We start from the raw sequence: 16,665 nt of genomic DNA on the forward strand, positions 1-16,665 counted from the left end.
GTCGCAGGTCACGCTAGACTCACCCCGTTCGGGATCAGGACATGTCGTGAATTGTCCACTTAGGGTGCGCCGTCACCGACAAGGGATCACCCAAACCGGGGATCTCGGTCGGCGCTCCGAAAGGGAGGAGTGCGTCATGAGGGGGAAGCTCTCGCTGCTGTCGCTGCTGTGGGTGGTCGCGCTGCTCGCGTGCAACGGCGCGGGCGACCCGGCACCCGCCGCGCTGGAATCGACCGATTTCGCCGTGGTGAACCAGACGGGCGCGGACGTGTTCCCGCCTCCCACCGGCTCCCAGGCCGCGCCCGCCGCCGCGTCCGACGGGACGAACCACCTCGTGGTCTGGTCCGACGCGCGGGGCGGCACCGGCCAGGATCTGTACGGCGCGCGGGTGAGCAAGGCCGGCGTCGTGCTCGGCTCCGCGCCGATCGTCATCTCCGCGGCCGCCGGCGACCAGGTCGAGGCGAGCGTGGCGTTCGACGGGGCGAACTACCTCGTGGTCTGGCAGGACTCGCGCGGCGCCACCGGGCGCGACGTCTACGGCGCGCGCGTCACGCCGGACGGAACGGTCCTGGATCCGGGCGGCATCCCGATCAGCACCGCGCTCGATCATCAGGTCGAGCCCGCGGTGGCCTTCGACGGCACGAGCTACCTCGTGGTCTGGGAGGACCGCCGGACCGGCTTCGGCGACGTGCGCGGCGCGCGCGTCGCACCGGACGGCACGGTCCTCGCCACGGACCTCGTCATCTCCGGGGCGCCGCTGCACCAGACGCAGCCCGCCGTCGCGTGCGCGACCGGCACCTGCCTCGTGGCGTGGCGCGACGGCCGCGCGGGTAGACCTGACGTGTACGGCGCGCGCGTGGCCGGTTCCACCGTGACGGACCCCGACGGCCTGCCGATCTCGCTGGCGGGCAGCAGCCAGGGCCGCCCGGCGATCGCCTCGGACGGGAGCGGCTTCCTCGTGGCCTGGAACGACACGCGCTCGGGGACGAGCGACGTGTTCGGCAGCCGCGTCAGCGCGTCCGGCCAAGTGCTCGACGCGTCCGGCCTCGCGATCGCCGCCGCGGCGGACGCACAGCAGACGCCGGACGTCGGCTTCGAGGGGGCGTACTACGTGGTCGCGTGGCACGATCGCCGCAGCGGCACCGCGTTCGACGTCTACGCGGCTCGCGTCACGAGCGCAGGCGCGGTGATCGACCCCTCGGGCTTCCTCGTCGGGACGGGCACGGGTGGGGTCACGACCTCCGTCTCCTCCGACCGCGCGGGCCGCGTGCTCGTCGCGTTCGACGCCCTGCTGGCCGTCGACCCCCTCACCACCGTCTCGCGCGTCCGGACGCAGGCGATCACGGTCCGCGCGGAGCTCACGGCCTCGCTCATCGGGAACGGCTCGGGGTCCGTCGTCTCCGAGCCGGCGGGCGTCGACTGCGGCGCGACCTGCGCCGCGATGTTCGACGCGCCCACGGTGGTCACCCTCACGCCCTCGGCGGCGGCCGGCTCGGCGTTCGTCGGGTGGTCCGGCGCCTGCGCCGAGGCGGGGCTCGGGCCCTGCACGCTGACGGTGGACGAGTCTCGCCTCGCCATCGCGAAGTTCTCTCCGCTGTACGCGCTCACCGTCACGCGGGCGGGGGCCGGGACCGGGGACGTCACCTCGGATCCGGCCGGCATCGCCTGCGGCGCGACCTGCGCGGCGGACCTCGTCGAGGGCACGGTCGTGACGCTCTCCGCCACGCCCAGCGCCACCTCCGTGTTCGCGGGCTGGTCCGGCGCCTGCTCGGGGACGGGGACCTGCGTCGTCCCGATGAGCGCCGCGCAGTCGGTCACCGCGACGTTCGTCCCGGGCTACAAGCTCACCGTGTCCAACATCGGCGGAGCGACCGGCACGGTGAGCGGCGGCGCCACCGGTCCCGTGGGGACGGGCACGATCGCGTGCACCACCGGCTCCACCACGGGCTGCACCGCGCTCGTGGCGAGCGGTGACTCCGTCACCCTGCGCGCCGCGCCGGGCACGGACGCCGTGTTCAAGGGCTGGACCGGCGGGTGCACGGGTCTCGGCGACTGCACGCTCACGATGAGCGCCGCGAAGACGGTGACCGCCAGCTTCCAGCCCTCGACCTACACGGTGAAGGTGAGCAGCTCCGGCGGCGGCGTCGGCACCATCACCGGTGAGGGCATCTCCTGCACCACGGGCTCCACCACCGGCTGCTCCGCGGTGGTGGCCAACACGACGCCGTCCACGGTGCTGACCCTGACCGCCACGCCCGACGCGAGCTCGGTGTTCAAGAGCTGGAGCGGGTGCACGAGCTCGTCCGGCAACACGTGCTCCGTCACCGTCTCCTCCGCGAAGAACGTGAACGCGGTGATCCAGCCGAGCACGTATCCCCTCACCGTCACGACCTCCGGCTCCGGCGGCGCGGGCGGGACGGTCACGGGCCCCGGGCTGAGCTGCACGACGGGCTCCACGGCGGGCTGCTCGGCCATCGTCGGGAACGGCGACACCGTCATCCTCACGGCGGCGCCCGACGCGACGTCCGTGTTCAAGCGCTGGAGCGGGTGCACGACCTACGACGGCGCCACCTGCACCGTCACCATGACGGGCGCCAAGACCGCCACGGCCTACTTCGAGCCCGCCCAGTACAAGCTCACCGTGACGACGTCCGGGACGAACGCCGGCGGCACCGTCACGGGCGCCGGGCTCGCCTGCACCACGGGATCCACGGACGGCTGCTCCGCCATGATCGCGAACGGCGCGACGGTGACGCTCACCGCCACGCCCGACGCGAGCTCGATCTTCAGGCGGTGGAGCGGGTGCGCCACCTCGGACGGCGCCACCTGCACCGTCACCATGACGAGCGCCAAGACCGCCACGGCCTACTTCGAGCCGGCCCAGTACAAGCTCTCGGTCGCGGTCTCGGGCGTCTCGGGCGCGAGCGGCTCCGTGAGCGGTCCTGGCATCGCGTGCCAGCCTGGCGCGACGGATGGCTGCTCGACGATGGTGGCCAACGGCGCCACCGTCACGCTCGTCGCCGAGCCCGCCGCCGGCTCCATCTTCAAGAGCTGGGCCGGGTGCACGAGCGTCGACGGCGCGACCTGCTCGGTCTCCATGACGAGCGCGAAGACCGCGACCGCGACGTTCCAGCCGAGCGAGTACCCGCTCACCGTCTCCATCTCGAACATGTACGGCTCGAGCGGCAGCGTCAGCGGCCCGGGCATCACCTGCACGCCGGGCGCGACGACGGGCTGCTCCACCTCGGTCGCGACGGGGACCACGATCACCCTCGTCGCGGAGCCCGCCGCCGGCTCGATCTTCAAGAGCTGGACGAACTGCACCTCCGTGAGCGGCACGAGCTGCAACGTCACCATGACGGCCGCGAAGACGGTGACGGCGACGTTCCAGCCGAGCGAGTTCCCGCTCACGGTCTCCATCACCGGCACGTCGGGCGCGAGCGGATCGGTGAGCGGCCCGGGCATCAGCTGCACGCCCGGCGCGACGACCGGCTGCTCCAGCTCCGTCGCGAACGGCGACACGATCACGCTCGTCGCGGAGCCCGCCGCCGGCTCTCTCTTCAAGAGCTGGACGAACTGCACCTCCGTGAGCGGCACGAGCTGCACCGTCACCATGACGGCCGCGAAGACGGTGACCGCGGCGTTCATGCCGAGCGAGTACCCGCTGACCGTCTCCGTCACGGGGACCTACGGCGCGAGCGGAACCGTGAGCGGGCCGGGGATCTCCTGCGTCCCCGGCGCGACGACGGGGTGCTCGACGACCGTCCCGAACGGCGCGACCGTCACGCTCCTCGCCGCGGCCGCCCCCGGCTCGATCTTCAAGAGCTGGACGGGCTGCACGGCCGTCGACGGCGCGAGCTGCTCCGTCACCATGACGAGCGCGAAGACCGTGACCGCGACGTTCCAGCCCGCCACGTTCACGCTCACCGTGACGACCACGGGGCTGGGGCACGGCACGGTGAGCGGGCCCGGCATCGCGTGCACGTCGGGCTCGCCCGACGGCTGCACGGCGGCGATCGACACCGGCACCACGGTGACGCTCTCCGCCTCGCCCAGCTCCACCTGCGACACCTTCGCGGGCTGGTCGGGCGGAGGGTGCACCGGGACGGGGACGTGCACCGTCACGATGACGGCGGCGAAGACGGTGTCGGCGTCGTTCGGCACCACCGGCGCAACGCTCTGCTACCCCGTCGTGCCCTGACGGCGCGGTCGGGCCGGCTTCTGCCGGCCCGACCTTCACAGGACGGCGTGCATCGCGCGCGGGCCTCCGGGCCCGCGCGTTTTTTTTTCGAGCGGGATCGCCGGAGAGGCTGCTGCGCGACTGCTCTAGACGCGCCGCGTCGCCGGGCCGCGCGCGGACCTCCTTCCTGCGGCCATCGAGAACCCTCCCCTCCCCCTGGGGCGTTTCGGCGCACCCCACAAGCTGTAAAGGTTCGCTCTCCACCTGGGTTCCACGCCGGAGGCCGGATGCCCGAGGAGACGATCCTCGAGACGCGCGACCTCGTGAAGGAGTTCGCCGGCTTCGTCGCCGTGAACGGCGTGTCGCTGCGCGTCGCGCGCGGCAGCATCCACGCGCTCATCGGCCCGAACGGTGCGGGCAAGACGACGGTCTTCAACCTCCTCACCCGGTTCCTCCCTGCGACGCGCGGCGCGATCCTGTTCAAGGGGGACGACGTCACGCACGCGCGGCCCGCCGAGGTGGCGCGGCGCGGCATCGTCCGGTCCTTCCAGATGTCCGCGGTGTTCCCGGCGCTCACCGCGCTCGAGAACGTGCGCGTCGCGCTGCAGCGTCCGCTCGGCACCTCCTTCCACTTCTGGCGCTCGGAGCGGACGCTGGACGCGCTCGAGGCGCGCGCCGTCGAGCTCCTCGCGGCGGTCGGGCTCGAGGCCGACCGCGACACCGTCGCGGTCGAGCTGCCCTACGGACGCAAGCGCGCCCTCGAGCTCGCCACCACGCTCGCCCTCGATCCGGAGCTGCTGCTCCTCGACGAGCCGACCCAGGGGATGGGCCACGAGGACGTGGGCCGCGTGGTCGCGCTCATCCGGCGCGTCGCGGCCGGTCGGACGGTGCTGCTCGTCGAGCACAACCTCTCGGTGGTGCAGGACCTCGCGCGGCGCGTGACGGTGCTCGCGCGCGGCGCGGTGCTCGCGGAGGGGAGCTACGACGAGGTCTCGCGCGATCCCGCCGTCCTCGAGGCGTACATCGGAGCGACCCCTTGATCGAGCCCGCGCGCCCCGAGCTCCTGCGCCTCGCCGGCCTCCACGCGTTCTACGGAGAGTCCCACGTGCTGCACGGCGTCGACTTCGCCGTGAGCGCGGGCGAGCTCGTCACGCTCCTCGGCAGGAACGGCTCCGGGCGCACGACCACCCTCAAGGCCATCCTGGGGCTCGTGGGGCGGCGCACGGGCTCGATCATGGTGAGCGGGCGCGAGACCATCGGGCTGCCGACCCACCGCATCGTCCAGCTCGGCCTCGGGTTCTGCCCCGAGGAGCGCGGCATCTTCGCGAGCCTCACGGCGGAGGAGAACCTGACGCTCCCGCCGGTCGTCCGCTCGGGGGGCATGTCGCTCGAGGAGATCTACGAGATGTTCCCGAACCTCCGGGAGCGCCGGAGGAGCCCCGGCTCCCGGCTCTCCGGCGGAGAGCAGCAGATGCTCGCGATGGCCCGGATCCTCCGGACCGGGGCGCGGCTGCTCCTCCTCGACGAGATCACCGAGGGGCTCGCGCCCGTCATCGTGCAGGCCCTCGGGCGCGCCGTGCGCGCGCTCCGCGACCGCGGGTTCACGGTGATCCTGGTCGAGCAGAACTTCCGCTTCGTCGCCCCGCTCGCGGACCGTCACGTGCTGCTCGAGCGCGGGCGCGTGGTGGACACGATCACCCGGGACGAGCTCCCGGGAAAGCTGGAGTCGCTGCACCGCTTCCTGGGCGTCTAGCGCCGCCCAACCACGAAGGAGGGCACATGAGCCGGATCCCCCGAGTCGCCTGCTGCCTCGCCGCGCTGCTCGCGGCGCCCACCCTCGCCGCCGACAAGGTCTCGGACGGCGTCGTCAAGATCGGCGTCCTCACCGACATGACGGGCTACTACTCCGACCTCGCCGGCCCGGGCTCCGTGCTCGCCGCGCGGATGGCCATCGAGGACTTCGGCGGCAAGGTCCTCGGCAAGCCCGTCCAGCTCGTCTCGGCCGACCACCAGCTCAAGGCGGACGTCGCCTCCAACACCGCCCGCAAGTGGTTCGACCAGGAGCAGGTGGACGTGATCGCCGACCTGGTCTCGTCGTCCACGGCGGGCGCGGTCATGCCCGTCGCGGCGGAGAAGAAGCGCATCACCCTGCTCTCCGGCCCGGGCACGACCGCGTTCACCGGCGAGAAGTGCACCGCCTACAACGTCCACTGGACGTACAACAACTGGGCGCTCGCGAACGGCACGGGGCGCGAGGTGGTGCGCCAGGGCGGCGACACCTGGTACTTCGTCACGGCCGACTACATCTTCGGCCGCTCGCTCGAGGAGGACACCACGAAGGTGGTGAAGGCCGCGGGCGGCAAGGTGCTCGGGTTCGCCCGGCACCCCTCGCCGGGCACGACCGACTTCTCGAGCTACCTGCTGCAGGCGCAGTCGTCCGGCGCGAAGATCGTCGGCCTCGCGAACGCCGGCGCCGACACCGTGAACTGCATCAAGCAGGCGAACGAGTTCGGCGTCACGCCCAAGCAGAGCCTCGCGGGCCTGCTCGTCTTCATCACCGACGTCCACAGCCTCGGGCTCGACACCGCGAAGGGCATGTACCTCACCACCGCGTTCTACTGGGACATGAACGACGAGACGCGCAAGTGGTCGGAGCGCTTCTTCGCGAAGCACAAGAAGATGCCGACCATGGTCCAGGCGGGCGTGTACTCGTCGGTCATGCACTACCTGAAGGCGGTGCAGGCGGCGGGCACCGACGACGCGGACGCGGTGATGGCGAAGATGAAGGCCACGCCGGTGAACGACTTCTTCGCGAAGAACGCGCGCATCGGGCCCGACGGGCTCCTCCGCCACGACATGTACCTCGCCCGCGTGAAGGCGCCGGGCGCGTCCAAGAAGCCTTGGGACTACTACGAGATCGTGAAGACGATCCCGGCCGCCGAGGCGTTCCCGACCGTCGAGCAGCAGGCCTGCCCGCTCGCGAAGTCCGCCTCGCCCGCGGTGATGAAGAAGTAGCGTCGCGCGATGCAGGCGCTCTTCGGGCAGCTCCTCGTCGGCCTCATCAACGGGTCGTTCTACGCGCTCCTGTCGCTGGGGCTCGCGATCATCTTCGGGCTGCTCAACGTCGTGAACTTCGCGCACGGCGCGCAGTACATGATGGGCGCCTTCGCCGCGTGGATGGCGGCGACGTACCTCGGGGTCGGCTACTTCTGGGCGCTCCTGCTCGTGCCCGCGGCGATGGGCCTCGTGGGCGTCGCCGTGGAGCGGCTGCTCCTGCGGAGGCTGTACGGGCTCGACAACCTGTACGGCCTCCTCCTCACCTTCGGCCTCACGCTCATCGCCGAGGGCCTGTTCCACCAGGCCTACGGGAACTCCGGGAGCACCTACCCGGTGCCCGCCGCCCTCCGGGGCGGCGTGAACCTCGGGTTCATGTACCTGCCCCTCTACCGGGCCTGGGTGGTGGTCGTGTCCGTCGTCGTGTGCGCGGCGAGCTGGTTCGTCATCGAGCGGACCAAGCTCGGCGCGTACCTGCGGGCGGGCACGGAGAACCCGAGGCTCCTGCAGGCCTTCGGCGTCAACGTGCCGCTCATGTTCACGCTCACCTACGGCTTCGGCGTGGCGCTCGCGGCCTTCGCCGGGGTGATGGCGGCGCCGGTCTACCAGGTGACCCCGCTCATGGGGAGCTCGGTCATCATGGTGGTGTTCGCGGTGGTCGTGATCGGCGGCATGGGCTCCATCGCGGGCTCGATCTTCACCGGCATCGGCATCGGGCTCGTGGAGGGGCTCACGCGCTACCTCTACCCGGAGGCCTCGAGCGTGGTCGTGTTCGTGGTGATGGCGCTCGTCCTGCTCGTCCGCCCGGCCGGGCTGTTCGGGAGGCAGCGATGAGCGGCCGCGCGCTGCGGGCCTGGGCGTGGGCGGCGATGGTGCTGCTGGGCCTCGCCGCGCCGTACCTCGTCTACCCGGTCTTCGCGATGAACGTGCTCTGCCTCGCTCTGTTCGCGAGCGCGTTCAACCTCCTGCTCGGCTACGCCGGGCTCCTCTCCTTCGGCCACGCGGCGTTCCTCGGCTCCGCGGCCTACGTCACGGGGATCACGCTGCGCACCTGGGGGCTGCCGACGGAGCTCGGCGTCCTCGCGGGCACCGCGGTCGCGACCCTGCTCGGGCTCGTGTTCGGCGCGCTGGCGATCCGGCGCTCCGGGATCTACTTCGCGATGATCACGCTCGGCTTCGCGCAGCTCGTCTACTTCCTCGTCGTCCAGCTGCCCTGGACCGGGGGCGAGGACGGGCTGCAGGGGATCCCCCGCGGCAAGGCGCTCGGCGTCCTCGCGCTCGACGGGCCGATCACGACCTACTACTTCGTCTACGCGGCGTTCCTCGCCGGCTTCTGGCTCATCCAGCGGGCCATCCACTCGCCCTTCGGCCACGTGCTCCGCGCGATCCGCGAGAACGAGCCGCGGGCGCTGTCGCTCGGCTACGACGTCGCGCGCTACAAGCTGCTCGCGTTCGTCCTCTCGGCCGCCCTCTCGGGCCTCGCAGGGTCGCTCAAGGCGGTGGTGCTCCAGTTCGCGTCGCTCTCCGACGTCCACTGGCACCGCTCCGGCGAGGTCGTGCTCATGACGCTGCTCGGCGGCATGGGGACGGTGCTGGGGCCGTCGGTCGGAGCGCTGCTCGTCGTCACCCTCGAGAACTACCTCGCCGACGTGGGATCGTGGGTGACGGTCATCACCGGCGCGGTGTTCGTCGCGTGCGTGCTCGCGTTCCGGCGCGGCATCGTCGGCGAGGTGCGCGCGCTGGTGCGCCGCTCGTTCATCGGAGGGAAGCCATGACGGTGGAGATCCAGGGTCGCATCGCGGTGGTGACCGGCGCCGCGAGCGGCATCGGGCTCGAGATCGCGACACAGCTCGCGCAGGCGGGCGCGCGCGTGACGCTCGCGGACCTGAACGGCCCCGCCGCCGCCGCGGCGGCGGGCGCGATCGCCGAGGCCGGCTTCGCGGTGCGCGGCGTCGCCTGCGACGTGACGAGCGAGGCGGAGGTGAGCGCCGTCCTCGAGGAGGTGGTCGCCGAGGACGGGCGCCTCGACGTGCTCGTGAACAACGCGGGGCTGCAGCACGTCGCGCCCGTCGAGGAGTTCCCCACCGAGCGCTTCGAGCTGCTCCTGCGCGTGATGCTCGTCGCGCCGTTCCTCGCGACGAAGCACGCCTTCCCGGTGATGAAGCGCCAGGGCTTCGGCCGGATCCTGAACGTCGCGTCGGTGAACGGCCTCGTCGGCTTCGCGGGAAAGTCCGCCTACAACAGCGCGAAGCACGGCCTCATCGGGCTCACGAAGGTCGCGGCCCTCGAGGGCGCCCCGCACGGCATCACCGTGAACGCCCTCTGCCCGGGCTACGTGGAGACCCCCCTCGTCCGCAACCAGCTCGCGGACCTCGCCCGCACGCGCGGCGTGCCGCTCGAGCGCGTCCTCGAGGAGGTCATCTACCCCCTCGTGCCGCTCAGGCGGCTGCTCACGCCGCGCGAGGTGGCCGAGTACGCGCTGTTCCTCACGAGCGACGGCGCCGCGGGAATCACCGGGGCGACCGCGGTGATCGACGGAGGGTACACGGCGCAGTAGGACCGGCGACCCTCGACCCCGACCTCCTCGACCCCGACCCCGACCCCCGCCCCCCGCCCCCCGGCGGACGCGACCGCGCCCGCCTCCGCCTCCCCTCAGCGCGTGTGGACCGTCACGACCGCGGAGAGGCCCGCGCGGAGCGAGAGGTCCGGCGGAGGAGACACCCAGGCGATCCGGACGGGCACGCGCTCGACGACCTTCACGAAGTTGCCGGAGGCGTTGTCCGGCGGGAGCAGCGCGAAGCGCGCGCCGGTGCCGCCGGAGATGCTCTCGACTCGCCCCTCGATCGTCCGGCCCGAGTAGGCGTCCACCTCGACCTCCACCTTCTGCCCGGGGCGGAGCGCGCCGGTCTGCGTCTCCTTGAAGTTCGCGACGACGTAGGTGCGATCCGGCACGAGCTGCCCCAGCACCTGCCCGGGCGCCACGATCTGGCCGACGCGCGCGCCGAGCCGCGAGACGACGCCGTCGGCGGGAGCGCGGACCTCCGTGTAGCCGAGCTGGAGCTTCGCGAGCGCGAGCGCGGCCTCGGCGCTCTTCTCGCGCGCCTGGGCGAGCTCGGCGTTCGCGAGCGCTGCGGCGTACTGCGCGCGGTTCGCGCCGGCGCCCGCACGCGCGGTCTCGCTCGACACGCGCGTCGCGTCGTACTGGCTCGCCGCGATGGCCTCGCCCTTCTTGAGCTCGTCGGCCCGCCGCAGGTCCGACAGGGCCTTCTCCGCCTCGGCCTCCCCGCGGGTGACGGTGGCCCGGGCGGCGCCCACCTGGGCGTCGGCGGCCTGACCCTGGGCGCGCGCGGTCGCGAGCTCCGCCTCGGCCTGCCGGACGCGCAGCTCGTAGTCGGCGGGGTCGAGCCGCAGGATGGGCTGGCCCGCCTTCACCGGGGCGTCGTCCTTCACGAGCAGCTCGGCGACGGGACCGCCGACGCGCGCCGCGAGGGCGACCACGTCCGCCTCGACCTGCGCGTCGTCCGTCACCTCCTCCCCGCGGTGCAGGTACTCCCAGCCGGCGAACCCGCCGAGGAGCAGGAGCGCCAGGGCGGCGCCGCCCAGGATCACGCGGCGCCGCGATCGCCCCGGAGCGGGCGCGGCGGCCGCCGGGGGAGGCGCCGCGGGGAGCGGCCTGACCTCGTGGAGCTTCGGATCGGAAGGGGTCATCTTCTACATCTCCATCTCGACGTGCACCGGCTCGCCGGAGCCACGCCTGGCCTTGAGGAAGAAGAGCAGCGGCAGGACGCAGAGGAAGAGGAGGCCGGTGAGGAGCAGCACCTTCTCGAAGGACAGCACCATCGCCTGCCGCCGGACGATGCCGTCGAGGGCGCGGAGCGCGGCCTCGCGCGCGGCGACCGGGTCGAAGCCGCGCTGCTGGAACCCCGCCGCGAGCTGCGCGAGGCGCGACTGCACCTCGGGCCGGTCCACCGTGAGGTGGCTCGCGACGGCGGCGCGCGCGTGGACGCCGTAGCGGGAGAGCAAGGTCGCGAACACCGCGAGGCCCATCGAGGCGCCCACCTGGCGGAGCAGCGAGTTCAGGCCCGTCGCGTCCGCGAGCCGCATGCGCGGGACGTTCGACAGCGCGACCGTGGTGAGGGGCACGAACAGGAAGCTGAACCCCACGCCCTGGACCAGGATCGCGTGGGTGATGCCCGCGGCGGAGGTGGCCAGCGTCACGTGCGACACCGCGAAGGCGCCGTAGGCGACGAGGAGCACCCCGATCGCGATGAGGAGCCGCGCCGACACCTTGCCGTAGAGCCGCCCCACGATCGGCGTCACCGCCATCATGACGAGCACGCGGGGCATGAGCGCGAGCCCCGACTGCATCGCGGTGAACCCGAGCAGCTCCTGCATGAAGAGCGGCAGGAGGAACATGCTCGCCATGAGGATCGAGAACATCACCGCGCCGATCAGGGTCCCGGAGGTGAAGACCGGATCCTTGAAGAGGCGGAGGTTCACGGCGGGGGCCTTCGCGGTGAGCTCGCGCCACACGAACAGCGCGAGGCCGACGACCGCCACCGCCGCGGCGGCGACGATGAGCCCGGACTGGAACCAGTCCTCCTGCTGGCCCTCCTCGAGGAAGAACTGCAGGGCGGCGAGGCCGACGGCGAGGAGCGCGATGCCGAGCCAGTCGAGGTTCCGCCGCTGCTCGGCCGCCGCGGCGGCGTTCGCGGCGCGGATGTCCTCCGGCTCCTGCACGAACTGCCAGACCATGAACAGGCCGAGCGCGCCGACGGGCAGGTTGATGAAGAAGATCCACGACCAGTGATAGTTGTCGACGATGTAGCCGCCCAGCGTCGGGCCGATCGCGGGGCCGACCATCACGGCCATCCCGAAGAGCGCCATCGCCATCCCCTGCTCCTTCGGCGGGAAGGTCTGGCGCAGGATGGCCTGCTCGGTGGGCTGCAGCGCCCCCGCCCCGAGCCCCTGGAGCGCGCGGAACAGGACGAGCTCGGGGAGGCTCGAGGCGACGCCGCACAGCGCCGACCCGGCGAGGAAGAGCACGAGGCTCGCCAGGTACACGCGCTTCTGGCCGAAGAGCCGGCCGAGGAACGCCGTGAGGGGCATCACGATGACCGTCGCGATGACGAAGCCGGTCGTGATCCAGGTGATCTCCTGGACCGTCGCCCCGACGGCCCCGCGGATCTGCGGCAGCGCGACGTTCACGATCGACGAGTCGATCGCGCCCATGAGCGTCCCGAACGTCACCGAGACGGTCACGAGCCACTTGTTCGGCACCGGCCGGGCGGCGGCCATCGGCGCGGAGAGCGTGGCGGTGCTCACCGGCGTGCTCCCTCCAGGAAGAGCTCGAGCAGCGCGGCCGCCGCGCGATCGAAGGGTGCGTGCTCCTCGATGGTGCGGGTGAGCACGATCCGGACCATGCCCACGAAGGCGAGCGCGAACACGCCGGCCTCGTCCTTCCGGAGCTCTCCGGACGCGATCGCCCGCCGGACGACGGCCTCGACCCGCGCCGTGAGCTCGTCGCCGAGCCGCGCCGGCCGCGCCCGCGCCGGCCCCTCGCCCGCCTGCACGAGCACGGTGAGGAACGGCCCATGGGCCGCCGCGTGCTCGCTGACGGCCTCGAGGTAGGCGCGGAGCTGGGTCGCGACCGGCTCGCCCCTCACGGCCGCGATCGCCGCGTCGACGCGGGCGAGCAGCCGCTCGCGCCGCGAGCGCGCGAGCGCGCCGAGCAGCGCCTCGCGATCCGCGAAGTGGTTGTAGAGGGTGCCCACCGCGACGCCGGCCCGCGAGGCGATCCGCTCCATGCGCGCGGCGTGCAGCCCCTCGCCCGCGAACTCGTGCTCCGCCGCCTCGAGGATGGCGCGGCTGGTCTCCTCGCGGAGGCGGTCGCGCAGGCGGGGGTGGACTGAGGAGCGGGTCATTCGATGAATCTCCGTTCAACTTATGAACCCGACTTAATCCGGTTTGTCGCAGGCGTCAACCGGCGCGCGCGTTCCCGCACGCGGTGGACTGCTCGCCAGGAGCGCGCGCCCCCTCCGGGCAGCGGCGGCGTCCCTCGTCGGGGAGAATCTCCCCGCCGCGGGCGCGAACCGTCCCCGTTCTCCCCGACCCCGACCGCTCGGGCGGGGCCACGCCGCTCGATCGGCCGCAACCCACTCGGCCGGCTTCTCCGTGACGTGCCGGCGCGAGCGCCACATCTTACGCTCGGTGACCATGTCACCCGCCGATCCTCGAGCCCCTGCCCCGCCGCCGCGCTCGCGGCGCTGGGCGCGCGCGCGCGTCGTCCGCGCGGTCGCCCGCGTCGCGTGGATGGACGTCGTCGCCTTCCTGGGAGCGAGCGCCGCGATGCTCCCGATCCTCCGGCGCCGGCGCCCGCTCGGCCGCGAGCTGCACCCGGGCGACGCGGTCGCCCCGACGCCGCCCACCGACCGCCGCGCCTCGCAGGCCTGAGCCCCCGAATGCGCATCGGCATCGTCACCGAGTACTACTACCCGAGCATCGGCGGCGTTCAGGAGCACGTCCACCACTTCGCCCGCGAGGCGCGCCGCCTCGGCCACGTGGCGCGCATCGTCACGAGCGAGATGCCGGATCTCGCCGCGGCCGGCGCCGCCGGCGGCCCGGGCGTCGCCGAGGCACCGGACGTGCTGCGCGTGGGGCGGAGCGTCCCGCTGTACCTGAACGGCGGCTTCGGACGCGTGTCCGTCGGCTATGGCCTCTCCCGGACGGTGCGCGAGACGCTCGAGCGGGAGCGGTTCGACGTCGTGCACGTGCACTGCCCGCTCACCCCGGTCCTCCCCTGGCTCGCGATCCACCACGCGCGCTGCCCGGTGGTCGGGACCTTCCACACGAACTTCCGCCCCGGCCGCGCCTGGGCGCTCACGCAGCTCTGGCAGCGCCGCTACCTCGAGCGGCTCGACGCGGCCGTCGCGGTGTCCCACGCGGCGGCAGGGCCGTACGAGCAGCGGCTGCGCGCCAGCTTCCGCATCATCCCGAACGGCGTGGACACGGAGCGCTTCGGCTCGGGCCAGCGGCTCGAACGCTTCGACGACGGACGCCTCAACGTGCTCTGGGTGGGGCGGCTCGAGCCGCGCAACGGCCTCGACGTGATGATCGAGGCGTTCGCCCTCCTCCGCCGCTCCTTGCCCGCGCGGCTCCTCGTCGTCGGGGACGGTCCGCTCCGCGGCCGCTACGAGGACCGGGTCCCGCCGGAGCTCCGCGACGAGATCGTGTTCGCGGGCGTCTCCCGTGACGACCGGCCGGACTGGTACGCGACCGCGGACGTCTACTGCGCGCCCACCCGCATCGCGTCGTTCGGGGTGACGCTCCTCGAGGCGATGAGCGCCGGGAAGCCCGTCCTGGCGTCGGACATCGCCGGCTTCCGCGAGGTCATGCAGCACGAGCGCGAGGGAGAGCTCCTCCCGCCGGCCGACCCGGCGGCGTGGGCGCGCGCGCTCGCGCGGCTCGCGTCGGACCGCGCGCTCGCGGCGGCCTACGGTGCGCGCGGCAAGCTCACCGCGACGCGGTACGCGTGGCCGCGGGTGGCGCGCCAGGTGCTCGAGCTGTACCGCGCGGTCGGCGCGGCCTGAGCGGCACCTCGGGTGATCGCGCGCGCCGTCGTATAGGATTCTCCGGGGACCCGATGCCGCTCCGCAAGCAGGCCCTCCTCGCGGTCGCCGTCGCCGCGCTCGCCGCCCTCCTCGGCGGCGCCGCGCTCCTCGCCGTGCGCGGCAGCCCATTTGCGGGGCTCGGGCTCGCGGCGGTCACCCTCGCGCTCGCCGCGGCCGCCGCCGACGCGCTGTGGCCGTCGTTCGATCCCGGCGGGACGAGCCTGCGCGCCGGGCGCCGCGATCGCCCCGAGGTCGCCCTCACCTTCGACGATGGGCCGGGGCCGGACACGGGCGCGGTGCTCGACGCCCTCGACCGCGCCGGCGTGAAGGCCACCTTCTTCGTGCTCGGCCGCGCCGCCGAGGCGGCCCCCGAGCTCGTGCGCGAGACGGCCCGGCGTGGGCACCTCGTCGCACAGCACGGCCACGGCCACGTGAAGCTCCACCTCGCGGGGCCGGCCACCCTCGCGGCGGAGCTCGACCGCGGCGCCGCCGCGATCCGCGCGGCGGGGGTCGAGCCGGCGCCGTTCTTCCGCGCGCCGCACGGCTTCAAGTCGGCGCTGCTCCGCCGGGCCCTGCGGAGACGCGGCCTCGTGCTCGTCGCGTGGACGCGCGGCGTCTGGGACACGGAGCGGCCGGGCGCCGCGGCGATCGCGGATCGCGCCTGCGCCCGGATGCGCGGCGGCGAGATCCTGCTGCTCCACGACGGCGCCGGCGAGGCGGCCGGCGAGCGCGACCCCGCGCCGGCGCGACGCCGGGAGCAGACGGCCGAGGCGATCCCCGAGCTCGTCCGCCGCTGGCGCGCCGCGGGGTTTCGCTTCGTGACGCTCGACCGGCTCGAGCGATCTCCGCGCGCCGCGGGCGGTGGCCTCGCCGCGCGGCTCGGCGGGCTCGCCGTCCTGGCCCTCCTGGTGACGCTCGGGCTGCGTCACGCCGACGTCCGGGGCGTCGCGCGCGCGCTCGCCGGCGCCGACCCGGCGCTGCTCCTCGCGGCGGCGCTCGCGAACGTGGGCGGGCTCGCGGCGCAGGCGCTGCGCTGGCACGTGCTCGTCCGTCCCGTGGCGCCACGCGCGACCTACGGCGCGAGCTTCCGCGCCCTCGTCGGCGGCTACGCGCTCGGCCTCGTGCTGCCGGCGCGCGCCGCCGACCCCGCCCGCGCCCACCTGCACGCGCGCGCGAGCGGGAGCCCCACCGCCACGCTCCTCGCCACCGTCGGCCTCGATCACCTCACCGCCTCGTTCGCCTTCCTGGGCGGGCTCGGGCTCTTCGGCCTGTTCGCGCCCCTGCCCGGCTGGGCTCGCTCCGCCGCGTGGTCCACCCTCGCCGTCGCGACCGCCGCCGCCGCCCTCGCGGCGCTCCTGGCGCGGCGCGAGGGGGCCGCCGCGCACGCGGGGTGGCTCGCCCGGACCTGGGCGCGCCTGAGGAGCGGCCTCACGGCGGCGGGCGACCCGCGCGTCGTCGCGAGATCGCTCGCCGCCGCGCTCCTCGGCTGGACGGCGGAGACCCTCGTCGCGCTCCTCTGCCTCCCCGCGCTGCACATGCCCGCCTCGCTCACGGTGGCGGTGCTCATGGTGGTGGCGACGACGCTCTCCTCGGCGGTGTCGGTCTCGCCGGGGAACGCCGGCGTCTTCGAGCTCGCGGCCGTCGTCGCGCTGGAGGCGCTCGGCGTCGACCGGGAGCTCGCCCTCGCCTACGCGCTCGGCTTCCACCTCGTGCACGTCGTGCCTGTGGCCTTGCTCGGGGTCGCGTTCGCCGCCCGAGGCGGGACGCGCGACCTCATGGGCACGCCGGCGGGCGCGCCGCCGGACGAGGCCCGCTGACTCG

At 73.6% G+C, this 16,665-nt stretch carries 13 protein-coding genes; 10 read left to right on the plus strand and 3 right to left on the minus strand.

Annotation, left to right across the window (positions count from 1 at the left end; all coding sequences use genetic code 11):
* The first annotated feature begins 136 nt into the window (after nucleotides 1-136).
* From MNY60_RS12920 to MNY60_RS12950, 7 genes are all read left to right on the plus strand, one after another.
* A complete protein-coding gene (locus tag MNY60_RS12920) occupies nucleotides 137-4,201 on the plus strand; it encodes a hypothetical protein (RefSeq protein WP_242360734.1) in 4,065 nt (1,354 codons plus the stop codon).
* A gap of 266 nt (nucleotides 4,202-4,467) precedes the next feature.
* Nucleotides 4,468-5,220, plus strand: coding sequence for an ABC transporter ATP-binding protein (locus tag MNY60_RS12925; protein ID WP_242340243.1), 753 nt, complete (start codon nucleotides 4,468-4,470; stop codon nucleotides 5,218-5,220).
* The gene (locus MNY60_RS12930; protein ID WP_242360736.1) at nucleotides 5,217-5,933 is read left to right on the plus strand and encodes an ABC transporter ATP-binding protein; all 717 of its coding nucleotides are present in this window, start codon (nucleotides 5,217-5,219) and stop codon (nucleotides 5,931-5,933) included. Before MNY60_RS12925 ends, MNY60_RS12930 begins: the two co-directional genes overlap by 4 nt.
* 26 nt (nucleotides 5,934-5,959) lie before the next feature.
* Complete coding sequence (locus MNY60_RS12935) at nucleotides 5,960-7,195, plus strand: ABC transporter substrate-binding protein (RefSeq protein ID WP_242340245.1); 1,236 nt, start codon at nucleotides 5,960-5,962, stop codon at nucleotides 7,193-7,195.
* Nucleotides 7,196-7,204: 9 nt separating this feature from the next.
* Nucleotides 7,205-8,068 (plus strand): branched-chain amino acid ABC transporter permease, encoded by an 864-nt coding sequence (locus tag MNY60_RS12940; protein WP_242340246.1) that lies wholly within the window; start codon nucleotides 7,205-7,207, stop codon nucleotides 8,066-8,068.
* A complete protein-coding gene (locus MNY60_RS12945; RefSeq protein ID WP_242360738.1) occupies nucleotides 8,065-9,009 on the plus strand; it encodes a branched-chain amino acid ABC transporter permease in 945 nt (314 codons plus the stop codon). Before MNY60_RS12940 ends, MNY60_RS12945 begins: the two co-directional genes overlap by 4 nt.
* A complete protein-coding gene (locus MNY60_RS12950) occupies nucleotides 9,006-9,791 on the plus strand; it encodes a 3-hydroxybutyrate dehydrogenase (protein WP_242360740.1) in 786 nt (261 codons plus the stop codon). Before MNY60_RS12945 ends, MNY60_RS12950 begins: the two co-directional genes overlap by 4 nt.
* A gap of 95 nt (nucleotides 9,792-9,886) precedes the next feature.
* Here MNY60_RS12950 and MNY60_RS12955 read toward each other — a convergent pair whose 3' ends face one another.
* Genes MNY60_RS12955 through MNY60_RS12965 form a run of 3 tightly spaced genes read right to left on the minus strand, consistent with a single transcriptional unit; the run spans nucleotide 9,887 to nucleotide 13,158 of the window.
* A complete protein-coding gene (locus tag MNY60_RS12955; protein WP_242340249.1) occupies nucleotides 9,887-10,942 on the minus strand; it encodes an HlyD family secretion protein in 1,056 nt (351 codons plus the stop codon).
* Between the two features lie 3 nt (nucleotides 10,943-10,945).
* A complete protein-coding gene (locus MNY60_RS12960) occupies nucleotides 10,946-12,559 on the minus strand; it encodes a DHA2 family efflux MFS transporter permease subunit (protein WP_242340250.1) in 1,614 nt (537 codons plus the stop codon).
* Nucleotides 12,556-13,158 carry a TetR/AcrR family transcriptional regulator gene (locus tag MNY60_RS12965; protein WP_242360742.1) on the minus strand — a complete coding sequence of 201 codons (603 nt, stop codon included), beginning with the start codon at nucleotides 13,156-13,158 and terminating at the stop codon, nucleotides 12,556-12,558. Before MNY60_RS12965 ends, MNY60_RS12960 begins: the two co-directional genes overlap by 4 nt.
* Before the next feature lie 286 nt (nucleotides 13,159-13,444).
* On the opposite strand from MNY60_RS12965, the gene MNY60_RS12970 reads away from it, so the two are divergent.
* The 3 genes from MNY60_RS12970 to MNY60_RS12980 are packed head-to-tail and all read left to right on the plus strand — an operon-like array spanning nucleotide 13,445 to nucleotide 16,661.
* The gene (locus tag MNY60_RS12970; protein WP_242360744.1) at nucleotides 13,445-13,687 is read left to right on the plus strand and encodes a hypothetical protein; all 243 of its coding nucleotides are present in this window, start codon (nucleotides 13,445-13,447) and stop codon (nucleotides 13,685-13,687) included.
* A gap of 8 nt (nucleotides 13,688-13,695) precedes the next feature.
* Nucleotides 13,696-14,823, plus strand: coding sequence for a glycosyltransferase family 4 protein (locus tag MNY60_RS12975; RefSeq protein WP_242356187.1), 1,128 nt, complete (start codon nucleotides 13,696-13,698; stop codon nucleotides 14,821-14,823).
* 53 nt (nucleotides 14,824-14,876) lie between these two features.
* Nucleotides 14,877-16,661, plus strand: a complete 1,785-nt coding sequence (locus MNY60_RS12980; RefSeq protein WP_242356189.1) for a lysylphosphatidylglycerol synthase domain-containing protein — start codon at nucleotides 14,877-14,879, stop codon at nucleotides 16,659-16,661.
* Nucleotides 16,662-16,665 lie beyond the last annotated feature (4 nt).

This window comes from Anaeromyxobacter sp. SG17 (assembly GCF_022690695.1).
GTDB lineage: Bacteria > Myxococcota > Myxococcia > Myxococcales > Anaeromyxobacteraceae > Anaeromyxobacter > Anaeromyxobacter soli.

What these genes read in the sequence shown, in the direction of transcription:
- MNY60_RS12980 (WP_242356189.1), top strand. Translation starts at nt 14,877, where the DNA reads ATGCCGCTCCGCAAGCAGGCCCTCCTCGCGGTCGCCGTCGCCGCGCTC.
- MNY60_RS12965 (WP_242360742.1), bottom strand. Translation starts at nt 13,158, where the DNA reads ATGACCCGCTCCTCAGTCCACCCCCGCCTGCGCGACCGCCTCCGCGAG.
- MNY60_RS12950 (WP_242360740.1), top strand. Translation starts at nt 9,006, where the DNA reads ATGACGGTGGAGATCCAGGGTCGCATCGCGGTGGTGACCGGCGCCGCG.
- MNY60_RS12945 (WP_242360738.1), top strand. Translation starts at nt 8,065, where the DNA reads ATGAGCGGCCGCGCGCTGCGGGCCTGGGCGTGGGCGGCGATGGTGCTG.
- MNY60_RS12925 (WP_242340243.1), top strand. Translation starts at nt 4,468, where the DNA reads ATGCCCGAGGAGACGATCCTCGAGACGCGCGACCTCGTGAAGGAGTTC.
- MNY60_RS12955 (WP_242340249.1), bottom strand. Translation starts at nt 10,942, where the DNA reads ATGACCCCTTCCGATCCGAAGCTCCACGAGGTCAGGCCGCTCCCCGCG.
- MNY60_RS12935 (WP_242340245.1), top strand. Translation starts at nt 5,960, where the DNA reads ATGAGCCGGATCCCCCGAGTCGCCTGCTGCCTCGCCGCGCTGCTCGCG.
- MNY60_RS12920 (WP_242360734.1), top strand. Translation starts at nt 137, where the DNA reads ATGAGGGGGAAGCTCTCGCTGCTGTCGCTGCTGTGGGTGGTCGCGCTG.
- MNY60_RS12940 (WP_242340246.1), top strand. Translation starts at nt 7,205, where the DNA reads ATGCAGGCGCTCTTCGGGCAGCTCCTCGTCGGCCTCATCAACGGGTCG.
- MNY60_RS12975 (WP_242356187.1), top strand. Translation starts at nt 13,696, where the DNA reads ATGCGCATCGGCATCGTCACCGAGTACTACTACCCGAGCATCGGCGGC.